The sequence below is a fragment of the Acinetobacter sp. YH01010 genome (assembly GCF_013420775.1).
Lineage (GTDB): Bacteria > Pseudomonadota > Gammaproteobacteria > Pseudomonadales > Moraxellaceae > Acinetobacter > Acinetobacter amyesii.
This window is the reverse complement of the sequence record NZ_VOYF01000001.1, coordinates 12,795-26,624: the sequence shown is the minus strand read 5'-3', so window position 1 is coordinate 26,624 and position 13,830 is coordinate 12,795. Positions and strand designations below refer to the sequence as shown.

17 protein-coding genes are annotated in these 13,830 nt (G+C 39.5%); 10 read left to right on the top strand and 7 right to left on the bottom strand.

All coding sequences use genetic code 11. The features are described 5' to 3' along the window. The first annotated feature begins 71 nt into the window (after positions 1-71). Positions 72-926 (top strand): EamA family transporter, encoded by an 855-nt coding sequence (locus tag FTT77_RS00160; protein WP_180108722.1) that lies wholly within the window; start codon positions 72-74, stop codon positions 924-926. A gap of 338 nt (positions 927-1,264) precedes the next feature. On the opposite strand, the gene FTT77_RS00155 is transcribed toward FTT77_RS00160, so the two are convergent. After that, a complete protein-coding gene (locus FTT77_RS00155) occupies positions 1,265-1,498 on the bottom strand; it encodes a hypothetical protein (RefSeq protein WP_078188692.1) in 234 nt (77 codons plus the stop codon). 115 nt (positions 1,499-1,613) lie between these two features. Next, a complete protein-coding gene (gene nfsB / locus FTT77_RS00150; RefSeq protein WP_111883737.1) occupies positions 1,614-2,267 on the bottom strand; it encodes an oxygen-insensitive NAD(P)H nitroreductase in 654 nt (217 codons plus the stop codon). A 252-nt stretch (positions 2,268-2,519) separates the two neighbouring features. Here nfsB and hpaI point away from each other — a divergent pair, with 252 nt between their 5' ends. Further along, positions 2,520-3,314: a 4-hydroxy-2-oxoheptanedioate aldolase gene (gene hpaI, locus FTT77_RS00145; protein ID WP_168379673.1), complete on the top strand. Its 795-nt coding sequence runs from the start codon at positions 2,520-2,522 to the stop codon at positions 3,312-3,314. A 268-nt stretch (positions 3,315-3,582) separates the two neighbouring features. Here hpaI and FTT77_RS00140 read toward each other — a convergent pair whose 3' ends face one another. The 5 genes from FTT77_RS00140 to FTT77_RS00120 form a co-directional block, all read right to left on the bottom strand. Beyond that, on the bottom strand, positions 3,583-4,662 hold the full coding sequence (locus FTT77_RS00140) for a porin (RefSeq protein ID WP_180007281.1): 1,080 nt from the start codon (positions 4,660-4,662) through the stop codon (positions 3,583-3,585). A gap of 312 nt (positions 4,663-4,974) precedes the next feature. Continuing rightward, positions 4,975-5,388, bottom strand: a complete 414-nt coding sequence (locus FTT77_RS00135) for an HIT family protein (protein ID WP_078188511.1) — start codon at positions 5,386-5,388, stop codon at positions 4,975-4,977. A gap of 31 nt (positions 5,389-5,419) precedes the next feature. Further along, positions 5,420-5,689, bottom strand: a complete 270-nt coding sequence (locus tag FTT77_RS00130) for a YARHG domain-containing protein (RefSeq protein ID WP_180108721.1) — start codon at positions 5,687-5,689, stop codon at positions 5,420-5,422. 88 nt (positions 5,690-5,777) lie between these two features. Further along, positions 5,778-6,650 (bottom strand): NAD(P)-dependent oxidoreductase, encoded by an 873-nt coding sequence (locus FTT77_RS00125; protein WP_180108720.1) that lies wholly within the window; start codon positions 6,648-6,650, stop codon positions 5,778-5,780. A gap of 22 nt (positions 6,651-6,672) precedes the next feature. Next, the gene (locus FTT77_RS00120) at positions 6,673-7,767 is read right to left on the bottom strand and encodes an alpha/beta fold hydrolase (RefSeq protein WP_180108719.1); all 1,095 of its coding nucleotides are present in this window, start codon (positions 7,765-7,767) and stop codon (positions 6,673-6,675) included. 142 nt (positions 7,768-7,909) lie between these two features. Here FTT77_RS00120 and FTT77_RS00115 point away from each other — a divergent pair, with 142 nt between their 5' ends. From FTT77_RS00115 to FTT77_RS00080, 8 genes are all read left to right on the top strand, one after another. After that, positions 7,910-9,097, top strand: coding sequence for an O-succinylhomoserine sulfhydrylase (locus FTT77_RS00115; protein ID WP_168379669.1), 1,188 nt, complete (start codon positions 7,910-7,912; stop codon positions 9,095-9,097). Positions 9,098-9,129: 32 nt separating this feature from the next. Then, positions 9,130-9,459, top strand: coding sequence for a YbaB/EbfC family nucleoid-associated protein (locus FTT77_RS00110; protein WP_180074039.1), 330 nt, complete (start codon positions 9,130-9,132; stop codon positions 9,457-9,459). 12 nt (positions 9,460-9,471) lie between these two features. Continuing rightward, positions 9,472-10,068, top strand: coding sequence for a recombination mediator RecR (gene recR, locus FTT77_RS00105; protein ID WP_180005090.1), 597 nt, complete (start codon positions 9,472-9,474; stop codon positions 10,066-10,068). Positions 10,069-10,269: 201 nt separating this feature from the next. Continuing rightward, positions 10,270-11,412: an HRDC domain-containing protein gene (locus FTT77_RS00100; protein ID WP_180007280.1), complete on the top strand. Its 1,143-nt coding sequence runs from the start codon at positions 10,270-10,272 to the stop codon at positions 11,410-11,412. 124 nt (positions 11,413-11,536) lie between these two features. Next, entirely contained in the window at positions 11,537-11,845 is a 309-nt protein-coding gene (locus tag FTT77_RS00095) for a YcgL domain-containing protein (protein WP_078188503.1), read from the top strand. A 21-nt stretch (positions 11,846-11,866) separates the two neighbouring features. Next, on the top strand, positions 11,867-12,250 hold the full coding sequence (locus tag FTT77_RS00090; protein WP_078193907.1) for a hypothetical protein: 384 nt from the start codon (positions 11,867-11,869) through the stop codon (positions 12,248-12,250). Between the two features lie 21 nt (positions 12,251-12,271). Continuing rightward, on the top strand, positions 12,272-13,123 hold the full coding sequence (locus FTT77_RS00085) for a MoxR family ATPase (protein ID WP_078188501.1): 852 nt from the start codon (positions 12,272-12,274) through the stop codon (positions 13,121-13,123). Positions 13,124-13,201: 78 nt separating this feature from the next. Next, positions 13,202-13,654: a hypothetical protein gene (locus FTT77_RS00080; RefSeq protein WP_180007279.1), complete on the top strand. Its 453-nt coding sequence runs from the start codon at positions 13,202-13,204 to the stop codon at positions 13,652-13,654. Positions 13,655-13,830 lie beyond the last annotated feature (176 nt).

Here is a 13,830-nt window from a genome sequence, read left to right as displayed (position 1 = left end):
TTAAGTGGGCTTTTCTTTGATTTGAACTTAGAAAAATTGCTTTAAATACAACTCAAGAATAAGAGCGTGTCATGGAATTGATCTTTGCTGCCGCGATTTGCAGTGTTCTCGTTTCAGTAATTCTAAAACTATGTCGTGATCGGGGTTTTAATCCTGCACAAATGATCACATGGAATTATGCATCTGCGAGTATTTTATGTTTTCTATGGTTTAAGCCGGATCTAGCTCATATATCGATCAATAAAACACCGTGGGTTTTAATTGCGGCTTTGGGTGTATTACTGCCGACGATTTTTTATTGCTTAGCACGCTCACTGCAAACTGCGGGTATTTTAAAAACCGAATTGGCTCAGCGCTTATCTGTTGTGCTTTCTCTTAGCGCAGCCTATTTTATTTTCAGTGAATATTTTAATGCCATTAAGCTCATTGGTATTGCACTTGGTGTACTTGCGGTGTTGTTAATTTTATTTTCACAGCGTAAGGGAAGCATTGATGGAAAGCAGGGGATTTTATTTTTATTAAGCGTTTGGGCAGGCTATGCACTGATTGATGTGCTATTAAAATTTGCCTCAGGTTTGGGCATGCAGTTTGCGGTGACTTTAAATCTGGTGTTTATTTGTGCATTTCTACTTTCGAGTATTTATAACATTGTACAACACGGCAGTCTGGGGAAGACCAAAAATATCCTCGCTGGATTGGGCTTAGGTCTCTTAAACTTTGCTAATATTGCACTGTATGTGAAAGCCCACATGTTGCTTAAAGACACACCAGCAATCGTCTTTGCTGGCATGAATATTCTGGTCGTGGTTTTAGGTGTGGTTGCGGGCCTCATCATCTTTAAAGAAAAATTGAGAGTCGCAACCGTCTTTGGTTTGATTGCAGGGATCATGAGTGTGGTTTGCTTAGCATATGCCATGTCTGTCTAAGATAACTTTTAGCAAAAACGATCGGGTGTTGTAGCAAATCATCCCACTCAGCCACGCCCATGAGCAGTCCTTGATCTCGACAGGTCGGACACTCAGGGCAGTGATGATCAGTATATTGATAAGTATGCAGATACATTTGATGGCAATGACCGCATTCAAACTTCATCGGCATTTGTAGTAAATATGACATGTCCCACCTCTGCTTGATTTGTTGTTCTGATTCAAATTATTCAGCAAAGTTCAGACCAATTTATAAATATTATATTTTCACATTGTTGCTAAATATATCGTTATAAAAAAAGCCCTCGATTTGAGGGCTTTTAGTTTTAGATGCATAGTTAACGTGTGAGTTGTTGAAAACGTTGTAAGGTGTTTTCAAAATAACATTTACCCACAGCAACAGGGTGCTTCAGGAAATCTTGAGTTTCAATGGTGCCTTGTAACTGACCCGGTTGTTTACAATTTGGGCAGTTTGGATAGCTATGGAGCATATCGCCCGCATATTTTTGTAAATAAACTGTATTGCACGCTTCGCAATGAAATTTCATAGGTAATTTTATAGCTGTAGGCATAGGGAGAAACCTGAGTATATTTTGAGCAGAATATACTCGATAATTGTTTAAATAATAAGTCCTGAAATGACAAAAAAGAGGCAAAATTGCCCCTTTCGTCGGTTTTATGGAAAGCCTAAAGATGTGTAAAAATTTCTTCAGCATTCAGACGTGATTTAGGTAATTTCGCATTGAAATCATTTTCGCTACGATAGCCTAAAGTCATCAGTACAGAAGGAATCAAGTTTTGTTCAACTAAGCCCAATTCTTCAGTGATGATCGCTTCGTCAAATCCACCAATCGGTGTTGCATCCACACCTTCAATGCCTGCTGCCAAAAGCATTTGACCTAAAGCAATAAAAGTCTGGTTTTCAGCCCAACGTTGAATATCACCTTTTTCATTACGATAATAATCGACATAACCTGTACGGCTGTCTTTTTGACCTTGTTTGGCTTTGTCATCTTTAAAGCGACCACTACGATCATCCTGATTTAAAAGATTATCTAAATGCTCTGCAGTGATGTCTGCTTTAGTACAGAATAAAATCGTATGTGATGAATCTAAAACTTTTGGAGCATTGTAGGCATATTTTCCTACTAAAGCTTTGGCAATGCGTTGTTTGGCTGCATCATGATCTGCAATAAAAAAATGCCAAGGCTGAATATTAATGGAAGATGGTGTTAAACGGAGTATTTGTAATAAACGCTCAAATTGTTCCTGTGGAATTTTTTTAGCAGGATTATATGCTTTCGTGGTATAGCGTTGTTTTGATACGTTTAACAGATCCATCGAATATCTCCAGATATAGTTTGCTGTAGTTTAGCGGATAAATGGCCAAATGGTCTAAGGAGAAAATTTTCCAAAGATAGATCTTAGTCGTATATGCTGGACTCAATGGCTAAAAATTAACAGATTTAAGCTGTATGAAGTGCGAATTAGAGTTATATAAAATCATAAGATAGATAAATGCTATTGGTAGTTTTTGCCAAAAGGCGTTTAATCAATTGTAGTTAATCATAGTTTAAGCATGAGACAGCAGCGATGGATTACACCAATCATTTCAAGAAAAAATTAAAAACCGAACAGCAGATTGGTTTGTGGGTCGGTTTAGCCGACGCTTATGGTACTGAAATAGCTGCAAATGCAGGTTATGACTGGTTGCTCATTGATGGCGAGCATGCGCCAAGTGATTTGCGGACGACATTGTCGCAATTGCAAAGTATTGCTGCATATCCTTCGCAAGCCGTGGTTCGACCTCCAATTGGTAGTGTGCAACTGATTAAACAATTGTTGGATATCGGTGCGCAAACCTTGCTGATTCCTATGGTTGAAACTGTTGAACAAGCTCAACTTATGGTTAAGGCCGTACGTTATCCACCTGAAGGTATTCGTGGAGTAGGTGCAGCATTAGCACGTGCAACACGTTGGAACAGTATTCCAGACTACTATGCAACTGCACATGAAAATATCTGTTTACTGATTCAGATTGAGTCGGTTGAGGGGATTAAAAACTTAGATGAAATACTGAAAATTGATGGCATCGATGGGGTATTTATTGGTGCGGTGGATTTGTCGGCGACGATGGGTTATCAGGGGAATTCGAACCATCCTGAAGTACAAAAAACCGTGATTGATGCAATTCAGCGTATACGTAAGGCGGGTAAAGCAGCAGGTATTTTGTCGACACAGCATGATGTGACTCAGAAGTATATCGAGTTAGGCACAGAATTTGTTGCCGTGGGTGTCGACACCAGTGTGCTCATGAATTCGTTACGTGAGCTTTTATCGAAGTATAAAACAGATACCCAAGTGATGAAAACAGAAGGTGGTTACTAAGCGGTACAGCCTTAAGCAATTGGTAACCGTCAGATCAGATTTGAGCTAGTACAGCCTTAGAAAAACCTCTGCATAACGAGTTGTATATTTGATATCTTTGTTCTTGAGTGAGATGAGTATAGTTCATGATGCAACTTTGACCGGTCGGAAGCAAAATGCGAACTCAACTTGCTTCTCTCTAATAATTTAATCTTTGTTGCTCTTCTTTTTTGAATTTAAGAGTAAAAAAGACATACCGGAGTATGTCTTTTGGGGGAGATATTGCAGCTTAGAAGTCGTAACGTAGACCAAGAGAAAGTGCAGTTGCATTTTCATCACCGATCCCTGTGATACCGTTACCGAAGCTACGACCTTCTTTCCAAGGATTGAGTTTAGAGTTTTTGTCGTTAAGCACAGTTGCTAAGTTGCCGTATACGCGTAATGTGCTATCCAACTTATGTTCTACACCCACACCGATCAAGCTTGCATTGGCATCATCAGCATCTACGTCACGGTAGAAGTATTCACCGCGTACTGAGGTTTTAGGCGTTACTTTATATTCGCCAGCTACACCGAAAACTTGCGCATCTGGGTTGGCTGTATCGTTGTCGTGTTTGGCAATTTGGTATAAGGCACCCAAGTTAAATTCTTCAGTTAATTTATATGCACCGGCAATACGGAATGCATCACGACTTGCACCACCAGCTGCGTTTGCTGCATTTTCATCATACTTTTCGTAAGCTGCTGCAAAATCAATTGGACCTTCTTTATAGGTTAGAGCAAGGTCATAGGCTTTGTTGTCATCTTTGCCTTCACCATCTGTTTCACGGTCAATTTGTGTACCTGAATGCATCGACATTGCAGCTAGTACATTGAAACCACCGCCAAATTTTGGCGATTTATATTCAATGGTGTTTTCATTACGTTCATCAAATTTTAAGTTGCCGACACGTGTTACGTTACGAACGTCACCAACCATGTCACCGAAGAAGTTCACAGGGCTACGTGCGACTTTAAATGGGCTGTCAAAACGACCTACACGTGCTTGACCATAAGTTGAACTTTTTAAACCCACGAATGTGTCACGTGTTGAAAAATCTATACCTTTGCTGTCTTGGCTACCGCTTGCAAAGTTTACTTCTTGCTCAATTTGAGCGAATACGTTGAGGTCATCATTAATTTTTTGATCTACTTTGAAGCCTAAGCGTGAAGCATTAGAAGAAAGACCAACTTCGTTGTAATCTTTACCATCATCTAGATAGTCAAGAGAGACATGTGCACGGCCATAAATTTTTACATCTGCAGCAGATGCCATCATTGGTGTAAGAATTGTTGCCCCGATTGCTAATGCACATAGAGTTTTTTTCATTTGAAGCTCCAGAAGACTTTTCCAGTCATATCAATATGTTTTATCAGTAGCTTGGCTAGAAGTAATTTCGCTATCTAATGGCGCTAAGTATTCATTACAAATAAGACAGTTCTATTAAGGAAATATTTCAAAACGGTGAAAGGTGATTTTTGGTTTAAATTGTATTTTTATTTATAAAGATTGATATTTATTAAATATTTATAGTTATTTTTAAATATTAAATTTTGCAGTTAAAATGACTTGGCACAATATTCTAAACATAAAAAAATGGAGCCGAAGCTCCATTGATCATCACTTTAAACTCAATTGAACTTAAAGTGCTGCTTTGATTTTTTCGCCAATGGCTTTGATTTTTTCCATGTCGCCCATTTGTGCGGCATGTTTACCTAATTCATGCACTGAAGTCGGAATTAGGTGGAAATGCACATGCGGAACAGTTTGACCCGCAGCAGCGCCAGACAACTGCATCAATACGATACCTTTCACGTCTAAGGCTTTTTCCATTGCTTTTGCAACTTTTTGAGCTACCTGAATGGTATAAGCAGCCGCTTCTGGATCTAAATCAAGCAGCGTAATAGCAGGGGTTTTAGGAATTACGAGCGTATGACCTTCGGCCTGTGGCATGACATCCATAAAAGCGAGTACTTGATCATCTTCATAGACTTTAAACGCAGGAAGTTCTCCGCGTAAAATCCGAGCAAAAATATTTTGATCATCATAAGTCATTGCTAAATTCCTTGAGCGAATTGAATCGTAATTATTTACAGTTCAATTCTTTCTGACGATCTTTGATCGCGTCAAGTCGTTGTTGCTCTTTTTCTGAAAATTTAGGCTTAGTTGTGTAGCAATTGTCATTGCCGAACTTCGCTTTAGCATCAGGATCTTTAAAGCAAAAACCTTTCGATGCATAAATCACGTCATGGTCATTTTTCAACTTTTGGCATTCTTGCTCAGATGCTAAAACAGCAGTAGAAGCCCCGATTAAAGTTACAGCACCTAGCAAAGTTACAAGGGTAAATTTGTTCATGCGAGTTTCCTCTGTCATTTGTAACAATGTGTGTTATGACACTAGAGTACAATATGATGGTTATTTATCGTTATTCAATGGCGAGTTATTACTCAATTGTAATTTTACTCCATTTTTCATACATAATCATAGCGCTTGAAAAATCACTGTTTTCTTCAGCTTGATCACTTGCTGCTTGGATTAAGTTTTGCGTCAAAGACAGCACAGGCGCTGAAAGTTTTGCTTGTCGCACCAGATCAACAGCAATTCCCGTATCTTTTGCAAGTAATGGAAGTGCAAAGGTTAATGGGAAGCTACGATTCAGTACGCGCTGCGGTAAAACTGTTTCAGTTACATTGCTTTTACCGCTCGACGCATTAATACAATCGAGTGCCTCATGTAAGTCCACGCCATGCGCTTTTAAGGTGGTGAATCCTTCAGCAACAGCACAAAGATTTACAGCCATTAACATGTTGTTTACAGCTTTGACGGCAAAACCCGCACCCGGTTCACCTACATGTTTAATCAGTTTGCCAAATGTTTGGATCGCAGGTAATGCACGTTCAAAGGCTGCTGCGTCACCACCAATCATGATGGTTAATGTTCCAGTTTCAGCGCCAATGGTTTGTCCACTCACAGGGGCGTCTAAGAATGCAACATTTTGTTGCTTTAAGGCAGCAGCGAGTTTTTTTGCTGATTCGGGCACACCGCTAGTACAGTCGACCCAAATCGAGCCTGATTTCAGCGTTACACTCGCAATTAAATTTTCAACATCTTGGCTGATGGGTAGGCAGGAAAAAATAATGTCCGCTTGTACTGCTTGTTCTAAAGCAACCGCTTGCGTACCAAATTCAGCAGCATGTTGCTCTGCCTTGGTAAAGTTTCGATTCCAGACATAAACCGTGTCGAACTGTTTTGGTAGGTGCGCTGCCATACGGGAACCCATTGCGCCCAATCCGATAAATGCAACTGACTGAATCATCTTTACTTTACCCTCTAAATTTTTATTTCAATAAACTGGATCTTTGTGTAAGCCACTGGGTCAAAGTTGGCCAAAATTGATTGGCACTTTTTTGACTCGACATCAGGCCGAGGTGACCACCGGGAATGAGAGTAAACGTGACATCTTGACTACTTGTCAATTCGCCTAAAGGACTTGCCGCATCGGCAGTAACGATTTGATCGGTAGAACCCGCGCCAATCAACAATGAACAGTGGATATTTTTTAATTGAATAACTTTATCTTTCAATTGAATAATGCCGTTTTTAAGCGGATTTTGCAGCCAAACATTGAATACCATGTCTTGGTTAATGCCACCAGGATAGTCAATCATGTGATTGAGAAAATCGCCCATGGTTGCATGTTCATACAGATCATGCAGATTATCTAAGTTGGAAAGAAATTGTTTTTGGCTTTTGAACCAACCCATTGGATCGACGATTTTAAAGCCAATCGCATTGAGCACACCCGGTGTATGGATAAAATGTTTAGGGATTTTCCCGGTGTAGACCGTATCTTGTAAATTCTTACTACGTGAAAGCAAGCGATTGGTTTTTTGAAATAACTTTCCGATACGACCTGAGGCATAGCTATCTATCGGCGCGCCCATCACCATTAGATTTTTAACATGTTCAGGTTGATGTAATGCGGTATACAGCGTGACAAAGACTCCAGCCATACTCCAACCGTGTAGCGAGATGTATCGACTATCTGCATGCTGACAAATTTGATCTATACAATGGGGAATCACATCATCAATAAACGATAGAAAATTTAAGAATCGATCTTGATAGTTTAATTTTCCCCATTCCAACAAATAGACATCAAAGCCACTGTGTTGAAAATGTTTCACCAATGAGCGATATGGATACAAATCATAAATCGCCATATTGATGGCCAGTGGTGCAACAAACACCAAGGGTTCTTTGTATTTACGATCAGGCGAAGCGTAATACCGAACTTTTGCATGTTTATATTCAGTAATTACTTCATAGGGTGTCGATTGAGAAAGGACCAGCGATTTTGCATTAAACACACGTGTAGACAGGTGTTTAATTTTCTTTTGCTGCGCCAGAAATTTCTGTTTGAAAGGGTGCATAACTGTCAATTGCCTAAGTCCTTGTAGGATTGGTCGAAGTCTAAGCGATAATTTCGTATTTTACCTTGACCTTAAATAGCTTAGACGCTCAAAATATTGGCAATTCTTCACAAAGGCAGTTCTTCGCGACTGAGTAATACAGATGAGCCAACAAGACGACATCGAATACCAATTAGAGACTTTAGCGATTCGTACAGGTCATACTCGTACTTTTGAGGGTGAACATAGCGAGCCAATTTTCCTGACTTCATCATTTGTTTGTGAAAGTGCAGCAGATGCCGCAGCAAAATTTTCAGGTCAAATTGAAGGCAATACCTATTCACGTTATACCAACCCAACTGTACAAACTTTCGAAAAACGTTTAGCTGTTTTGGATGGTGCTGAAGCCGCGGTTGCGACAAGTTCAGGTATGGCGGGCGTACACGCAATTACTTTGGCATATTTGAAAGCTGGCGATCATGTGGTTTGTTCACGTGCTGTCTTTGGTTCGATCATTTCTCTGTTTGAAAAATATGTCATCAAATTTGGCGTTGATGTTACTTTTGTTGATTTGGAAGATTTAGATGCTTGGAAACAAGCGATTCGTCCAACTACACGCCTATTGTTTATTGAAACACCGTCAAACCCATTAGCTCAAGTAGGTGATTTACAAGCCATTGCCGATATTGCACATGCGCATGGCGCATTATTTGCAGTCGATAATACCTTCTGTACACCAGTGTTACAGCAACCGATTAAATTTGGTGCGGACCTCGTGATCTACTCATCAACAAAATATATTGATGGTCAAGGTCGTGCGCTCGGTGGTGCAGTTGTTGGTAGTGCAAAATTGATGGAAGAGATTACAGGTGTTATTCGTACACTGGGTAACTCGATGAGTCCATTCAATGCATGGATCTTCCTGAAAGGTCTAGAAACTTTAAGCTTACGTATGAAAGCACATTGTGCAAGTGCTCAGACTTTAGCTGAATGGTTGGATGCGCACCCGAAAGTTGAAAAAGTGTACTATGCGGGACTTCCAAATCATGAAGGTCATGAGTTGGCGAAAAAGCAACAAAAAGGCTTTGGCGGAGTTGTGTCGTTTGTTGCCAAAGGCGAACGTGAAGGTGCTTGGACCGTGATTGATAATACCAAGTTCCTTTCTATTACAAGTAATTTGGGTGATGTAAAATCAACAATTACCCATCCTGCAACGACTTCTCATGGCAGAATGTCTGCAGAAGCGAAAAAAGCAGCAGGGATTAGCGAAGGTTTAATTCGCGTATCTGTTGGTTTAGAAGATATTAATGATATTATTCGCGATCTTTCACGCGGTTTAGATCTTATCTAAAGTGAATTCATCAGTTTTGTTCGGAGATTTTTATGAACATTAATATGCTCATGCAGCAAGCTCAACGCATGCAAAAAGAAGTTGAGAGCAACATTAAAAAAGCCAAGGAAGAGCTTGCACAAGTTGAAGTTCACGCTGAAGCAGGTGGTGGTCTAGTTAAAGTTACTATGACTGCGCGTCATGTGGTGAAACGTATTGAAATCAATCCTGAACTACTTCAAGATGATGCAGATATGATTGAAGACTTAATTGCAGCAGCAATGAATGATGCTTCACGTCAAGCTGAAGCGATTTCAGAAGAAAAACTGAAATCTGCAAACTCGGGTATGGGGCTTCCACCAGGTCTTTCAGGTTTATTCTAAGGAATACGTTGAATGTTTAGTGATCGTTTTGATCAACTTGTACAGGCATTGCGTATTTTGCCAAGCGTTGGGCCAAAGTCGGCTCAACGTATGGCACTGCACTTAATCATGAAAAATAGGGAAGGCGCTGTTGGTTTGGCACATGCCTTGACTGAAGCAACCAACTATATTCATGAATGTACAATTTGCCATTCATTGACTGAAGATGAAGTGTGCAACATATGCGTCTCGTCAGAACGTGATGATCAACTGCTTTGTGTGGTTGAATCTCCCGCAGATGTCATGGCAATCGAGCAAAGTGGCAGTTTTAGAGGGAAATATCATGTATTGGGTGGACATTTGTCGCCACTCGATGGTATTGGCCCAGACGAAATTGGTATCCCATATTTAATTCAACGATTAAGTGATGGTAAAGTGCAGGAAGTGATCTTGGCGACCAATGCAACGGTAGAAGGTCAAGCGACAGCACATTATTTGGTTGAAGCGACCAAGCATTTACCAATACAAATGACCCGTATTGCACAGGGTGTACCACAGGGTGGTGAGCTTGAATATGTGGATAGTCATACTTTAAGTCAGGCCGTGCATAACCGAATGCGAATGAAGTAACTATAGAGCGAAACTCGTTTCGCTTTGTATAAAATTCACCTAATTATTTATACTTAATAACGATTAAAGTTTTTGTTAATAATGAATAAAAAAGCCAAATAAAGAAAATAAGTCACTAAAATAACGTTTTTCCTTATAGATAAATAATATATATCAGTTAATATAAGCTCATAGAGCATCTAAAATTAGACTCAGCAACTTATGTATCAATTCATTCAAAATCAGCCAGATTTAAATTCTGTTTTAAATCTTATGGACCAAAGCTCGATTTACGGACTCGACACCGAGTTTATAAAAGTAGATACCCTGTGGCCCAAACTTGGACTTTTCCAAATTAATGTACAAAATCAGGTGTATTTACTTGATGGTACAACCCTCGATTTAAGCCAATTCTGGCAAAAATTATTTGCGGCTCAGCAAAACATTTTTCATGCTTGTAGTGAAGATATCGACCTGATTTATCACTATGCACAGCATAAGTCTTTAGAAAATGTCTTTGATACACAAGTTGGGATGTCATTTTTAGGGCATGGCTTACAAGTCAGCTATCAAAATGCCTTAAAAACTATGCTCGATGTAGATATAGATAAAGATCAGACACGTTCAGATTGGTTGGCTCGTCCACTCAGTGCCGAGCAATTGAACTATGCAGCGAATGATGTACATTATTTAATGAATTTAAGCCAAACGATTCAAAATGAGTTGGCTGCGAAAAGTTTATTAAATTGTGTGCTTGAGGACTGCAAAAATTTAACTTATGAAATTGGCACTGAAACGCCGATCCATTTGCTGTATCACGATATTGGTAATTATCGACATTCACGTCGTCAGCTCATGCAAATTCAGCAATTGGCCGTTTGGCGTGAGCAAATGGTGAAAGCCTTAAATCAGCCACGTAGCTTTATTCTTAAAAACTCAACCATCATTGATATGGTAGAAAAGAATCCAAAAAATAATTTTCAATTGAGTGCGGTGAAAGACATTCGTCCGAACATTGTGCGTGAGCATGGTAAAATTATTTTAGATTTGTTGAAGTTTTTACCTGAACAAGCTGAATGGCCGCTGCGTATGGCACGTCCAATTCGTCACTCTTCTCAGGATATTGGTTCACGCGTCGATACCGTTATTCAGCGTGCAGTACAAGAAACCTCTGTGCCTAAAGAAGTTTTAATGCGCAAAAAATGGTTAAATGCTTTGTATCAGCATGTGGTTTTTCATAATGATGAACAAGATTTACCGAGTTATTTGTTGGGCTGGCGCTATGATTTGCTGACGAAGCCTTTAATTGAAGTGCTGCATGCCGATGAAAGCTATCTTTCTGGTCAAATGAAAGTGTTGGAATAAGTTCTGATTGATTAAAGAACTATCACTTATACAAATTCACGACTGATGCGTTAATAAACACTAATGTATCAGTCTTTTTTTTGATGTATCCTTTGCCTTGCGTTTAATGAGTATTGATTCAATTATGTACTGTTCTATCTACAAATCGAGCAAAAAAGATGAAATGTATCTTTATATTGCTCGTCCTGAAGTTAATGAAAACGAAACTGAAGCGACAGATCCGCTTGCAGTAATGCCTGATGCTTTACGTACAGCATTTGGTCGTGCCACATTTGTCATGGATCTAGAACTCAGTGAATCACGCAAACTTGCACGTGTGAACGTATTGCATGTATTAGATTCAATTGAAACAAAAGGGTTCTTTATTCAAATGCCTCCAGAAGGTTTAATTGACCCAAATGCAGTTGAGCCAGAAGGCTTGCGCGGCGCTTAAGTTAATTCAGGAGTTGTGAAAATGAATGGTGTAGTATCGGTATTGGACTCAATTCCTGAAAGCAGTATTGCAATTACGGTTTACCTAGGTGGGGCTGTAATTGCTTTGTTGTGTTGGTATGGGCTGATGAAGCGCTTACCCAAAACGATCGGTGCCATTGGTTGGCTTATCGTATTTGCTATTTTATTAACACCAACCGTTTCTGAAGGTTCAAATGCAGCAATCGCACCTGCGATTTTTGGTTTGATTTTTGGTGTATTAACAAAAGATCAGCCATTGGTTTGGTTGAATCTATCGTTGATTCTCTTTGTGGTGGGTATTGGTTTAGTCCTCGGTTATTTTTGGACCAAATACAATGCAGCGAAACCACAGCACGTTGTAAACAAGAAAATTTCACCGCTTTAAATAAAAAAATAAGGTTATGTCATGTCTGTTGAAACTCAACAATTTACTGGTACAGATCAATATATTGCGACCGATAGCTTAAAACTTGCAGTAAAAGCTGCACGTTCATTGCAAAAGCCACTTTTGGTTAAAGGTGAGCCGGGGACAGGTAAAACACTTTTAGCCGAACAAGTGGCTGAAAGTTTAGGCCTTAAGCTCATTACTTGGCATATCAAATCGACGACCAAGGCTCAACAAGGTTTGTACGAGTATGACGCCGTATCCCGTCTGCGTGATAGTCAGTTGGGCGATGACCGTGTTTATGACATCAAAAACTATATTAAGCCGGGTAAACTTTGGGAAGCATTCACCAGTGAAGAACGTTGTGTACTTCTAATTGACGAGATTGATAAAGCAGATATCGAATTCCCTAATGATTTGCTGCATGAACTCGATAAAATGTCATTCTTTGTGTACGAGACAGGTGAAACGATTACGGCAACACAACGTCCAATCGTGATCATTACTTCAAATAATGAAAAAGAACTTCCAGATGCCTTTTTGCGTCGTTGTTTCTTCCATTATATTGAATTCCCTGATGAAGCAACCATGCGTGAAATCATCGATGTGCATTTTGAAAATATTTCAAATACCTTGGTTTCTGAAGCACTGCAAATTTTCTTTAAATTACGTCAAGTTCCGGGTTTAAAGAAACCGCCTTCAACTTCTGAGTTGATTGATTGGTTGAGTTTGCTGATGGCTGATGATATGCCAGAAGATATTTTACGCAACACAGATAAATCAAAATCAATTCCACCGCTTTATGGTGCCTTGATTAAGAACGAACAAGATGTGCAATTGCTTGAGCGTCTAGCATTTATGTCACGTCGTTAATTGATATTAATTCTTTAAAAGATTTAAAAGCCGGTTATCCGGCTTTTATTTTGAGCATTAAAAATATAAAGGTGAATTATGCAGACAAGCGCATACTTATCTCAAGTACACATAGCTGTAACTAAGAGATTAAAGCCGACCGTACTCTTGTTGGCTGCGAGCTTGTATTTATCTGGGTATAGCTATGCGATGGATGATGCTCAGTTTGAACAGCAGCATCAACAGCTACTCCAGGATGCGTATTGGGCGCAAGTTGCAGAACATCAACTTAAAGAAAAGCTCATTGATCAATCAGATCATCTCGCAGCTCAAACGACCATTCAACAAAAGGCCTGTGCTGCAACTGTACTCGAGCTGAAATACTATGATTTTGTGATCTTGAATCTAAATGACTTTAACCGCTATAGAAACCATCAAGGTTTTCATAAAATCGTATCCATTGAAAAGTTGCAGCAGGATCGTCTCGATGTTCAGCGCAAATATGAAACTCTTAAAAAATCACTTAAAGAAAGAAATGCGACTTGCGAATAAATCATGCCGTTTGTGTTTCTTTGGGTAGGTAGGGCAACGTATATGAACACACAGTAAAAGCTTTTGGCTTTACTTGTAGGAATCAATTTTTCATAATGGTGGATGTAAAGGCAAGACTCAGTTGCAGATGAAATAACAAGATCACATGCATTCACACTGGATTTGACCTCCTGATA

Excerpts from the sequence above, each read along its gene's own strand:
- FTT77_RS00160 (WP_180108722.1), top strand. The coding sequence starts at position 72 with ATGGAATTGATCTTTGCTGCCGCGATTTGCAGTGTTCTCGTTTCAGTA.
- FTT77_RS00155 (WP_078188692.1), bottom strand. The coding sequence starts at position 1,498 with ATGCCTACAGCTATAAAATTACCTATGAAATTTCATTGCGAAGCGTGC.
- nfsB (WP_111883737.1), bottom strand. The coding sequence starts at position 2,267 with ATGGATCTGTTAAACGTATCAAAACAACGCTATACCACGAAAGCATAT.
- hpaI (WP_168379673.1), top strand. The coding sequence starts at position 2,520 with ATGGATTACACCAATCATTTCAAGAAAAAATTAAAAACCGAACAGCAG.
- FTT77_RS00140 (WP_180007281.1), bottom strand. The coding sequence starts at position 4,662 with ATGAAAAAAACTCTATGTGCATTAGCAATCGGGGCAACAATTCTTACA.
- FTT77_RS00135 (WP_078188511.1), bottom strand. The coding sequence starts at position 5,388 with ATGACTTATGATGATCAAAATATTTTTGCTCGGATTTTACGCGGAGAA.
- FTT77_RS00130 (WP_180108721.1), bottom strand. The coding sequence starts at position 5,689 with ATGAACAAATTTACCCTTGTAACTTTGCTAGGTGCTGTAACTTTAATC.
- FTT77_RS00125 (WP_180108720.1), bottom strand. The coding sequence starts at position 6,650 with ATGATTCAGTCAGTTGCATTTATCGGATTGGGCGCAATGGGTTCCCGT.
- FTT77_RS00120 (WP_180108719.1), bottom strand. The coding sequence starts at position 7,767 with ATGCACCCTTTCAAACAGAAATTTCTGGCGCAGCAAAAGAAAATTAAA.
- FTT77_RS00115 (WP_168379669.1), top strand. The coding sequence starts at position 7,910 with ATGAGCCAACAAGACGACATCGAATACCAATTAGAGACTTTAGCGATT.
- FTT77_RS00110 (WP_180074039.1), top strand. The coding sequence starts at position 9,130 with ATGAACATTAATATGCTCATGCAGCAAGCTCAACGCATGCAAAAAGAA.
- recR (WP_180005090.1), top strand. The coding sequence starts at position 9,472 with ATGTTTAGTGATCGTTTTGATCAACTTGTACAGGCATTGCGTATTTTG.
- FTT77_RS00100 (WP_180007280.1), top strand. The coding sequence starts at position 10,270 with ATGTATCAATTCATTCAAAATCAGCCAGATTTAAATTCTGTTTTAAAT.
- FTT77_RS00095 (WP_078188503.1), top strand. The coding sequence starts at position 11,537 with ATGTACTGTTCTATCTACAAATCGAGCAAAAAAGATGAAATGTATCTT.
- FTT77_RS00090 (WP_078193907.1), top strand. The coding sequence starts at position 11,867 with ATGAATGGTGTAGTATCGGTATTGGACTCAATTCCTGAAAGCAGTATT.
- FTT77_RS00085 (WP_078188501.1), top strand. The coding sequence starts at position 12,272 with ATGTCTGTTGAAACTCAACAATTTACTGGTACAGATCAATATATTGCG.
- FTT77_RS00080 (WP_180007279.1), top strand. The coding sequence starts at position 13,202 with ATGCAGACAAGCGCATACTTATCTCAAGTACACATAGCTGTAACTAAG.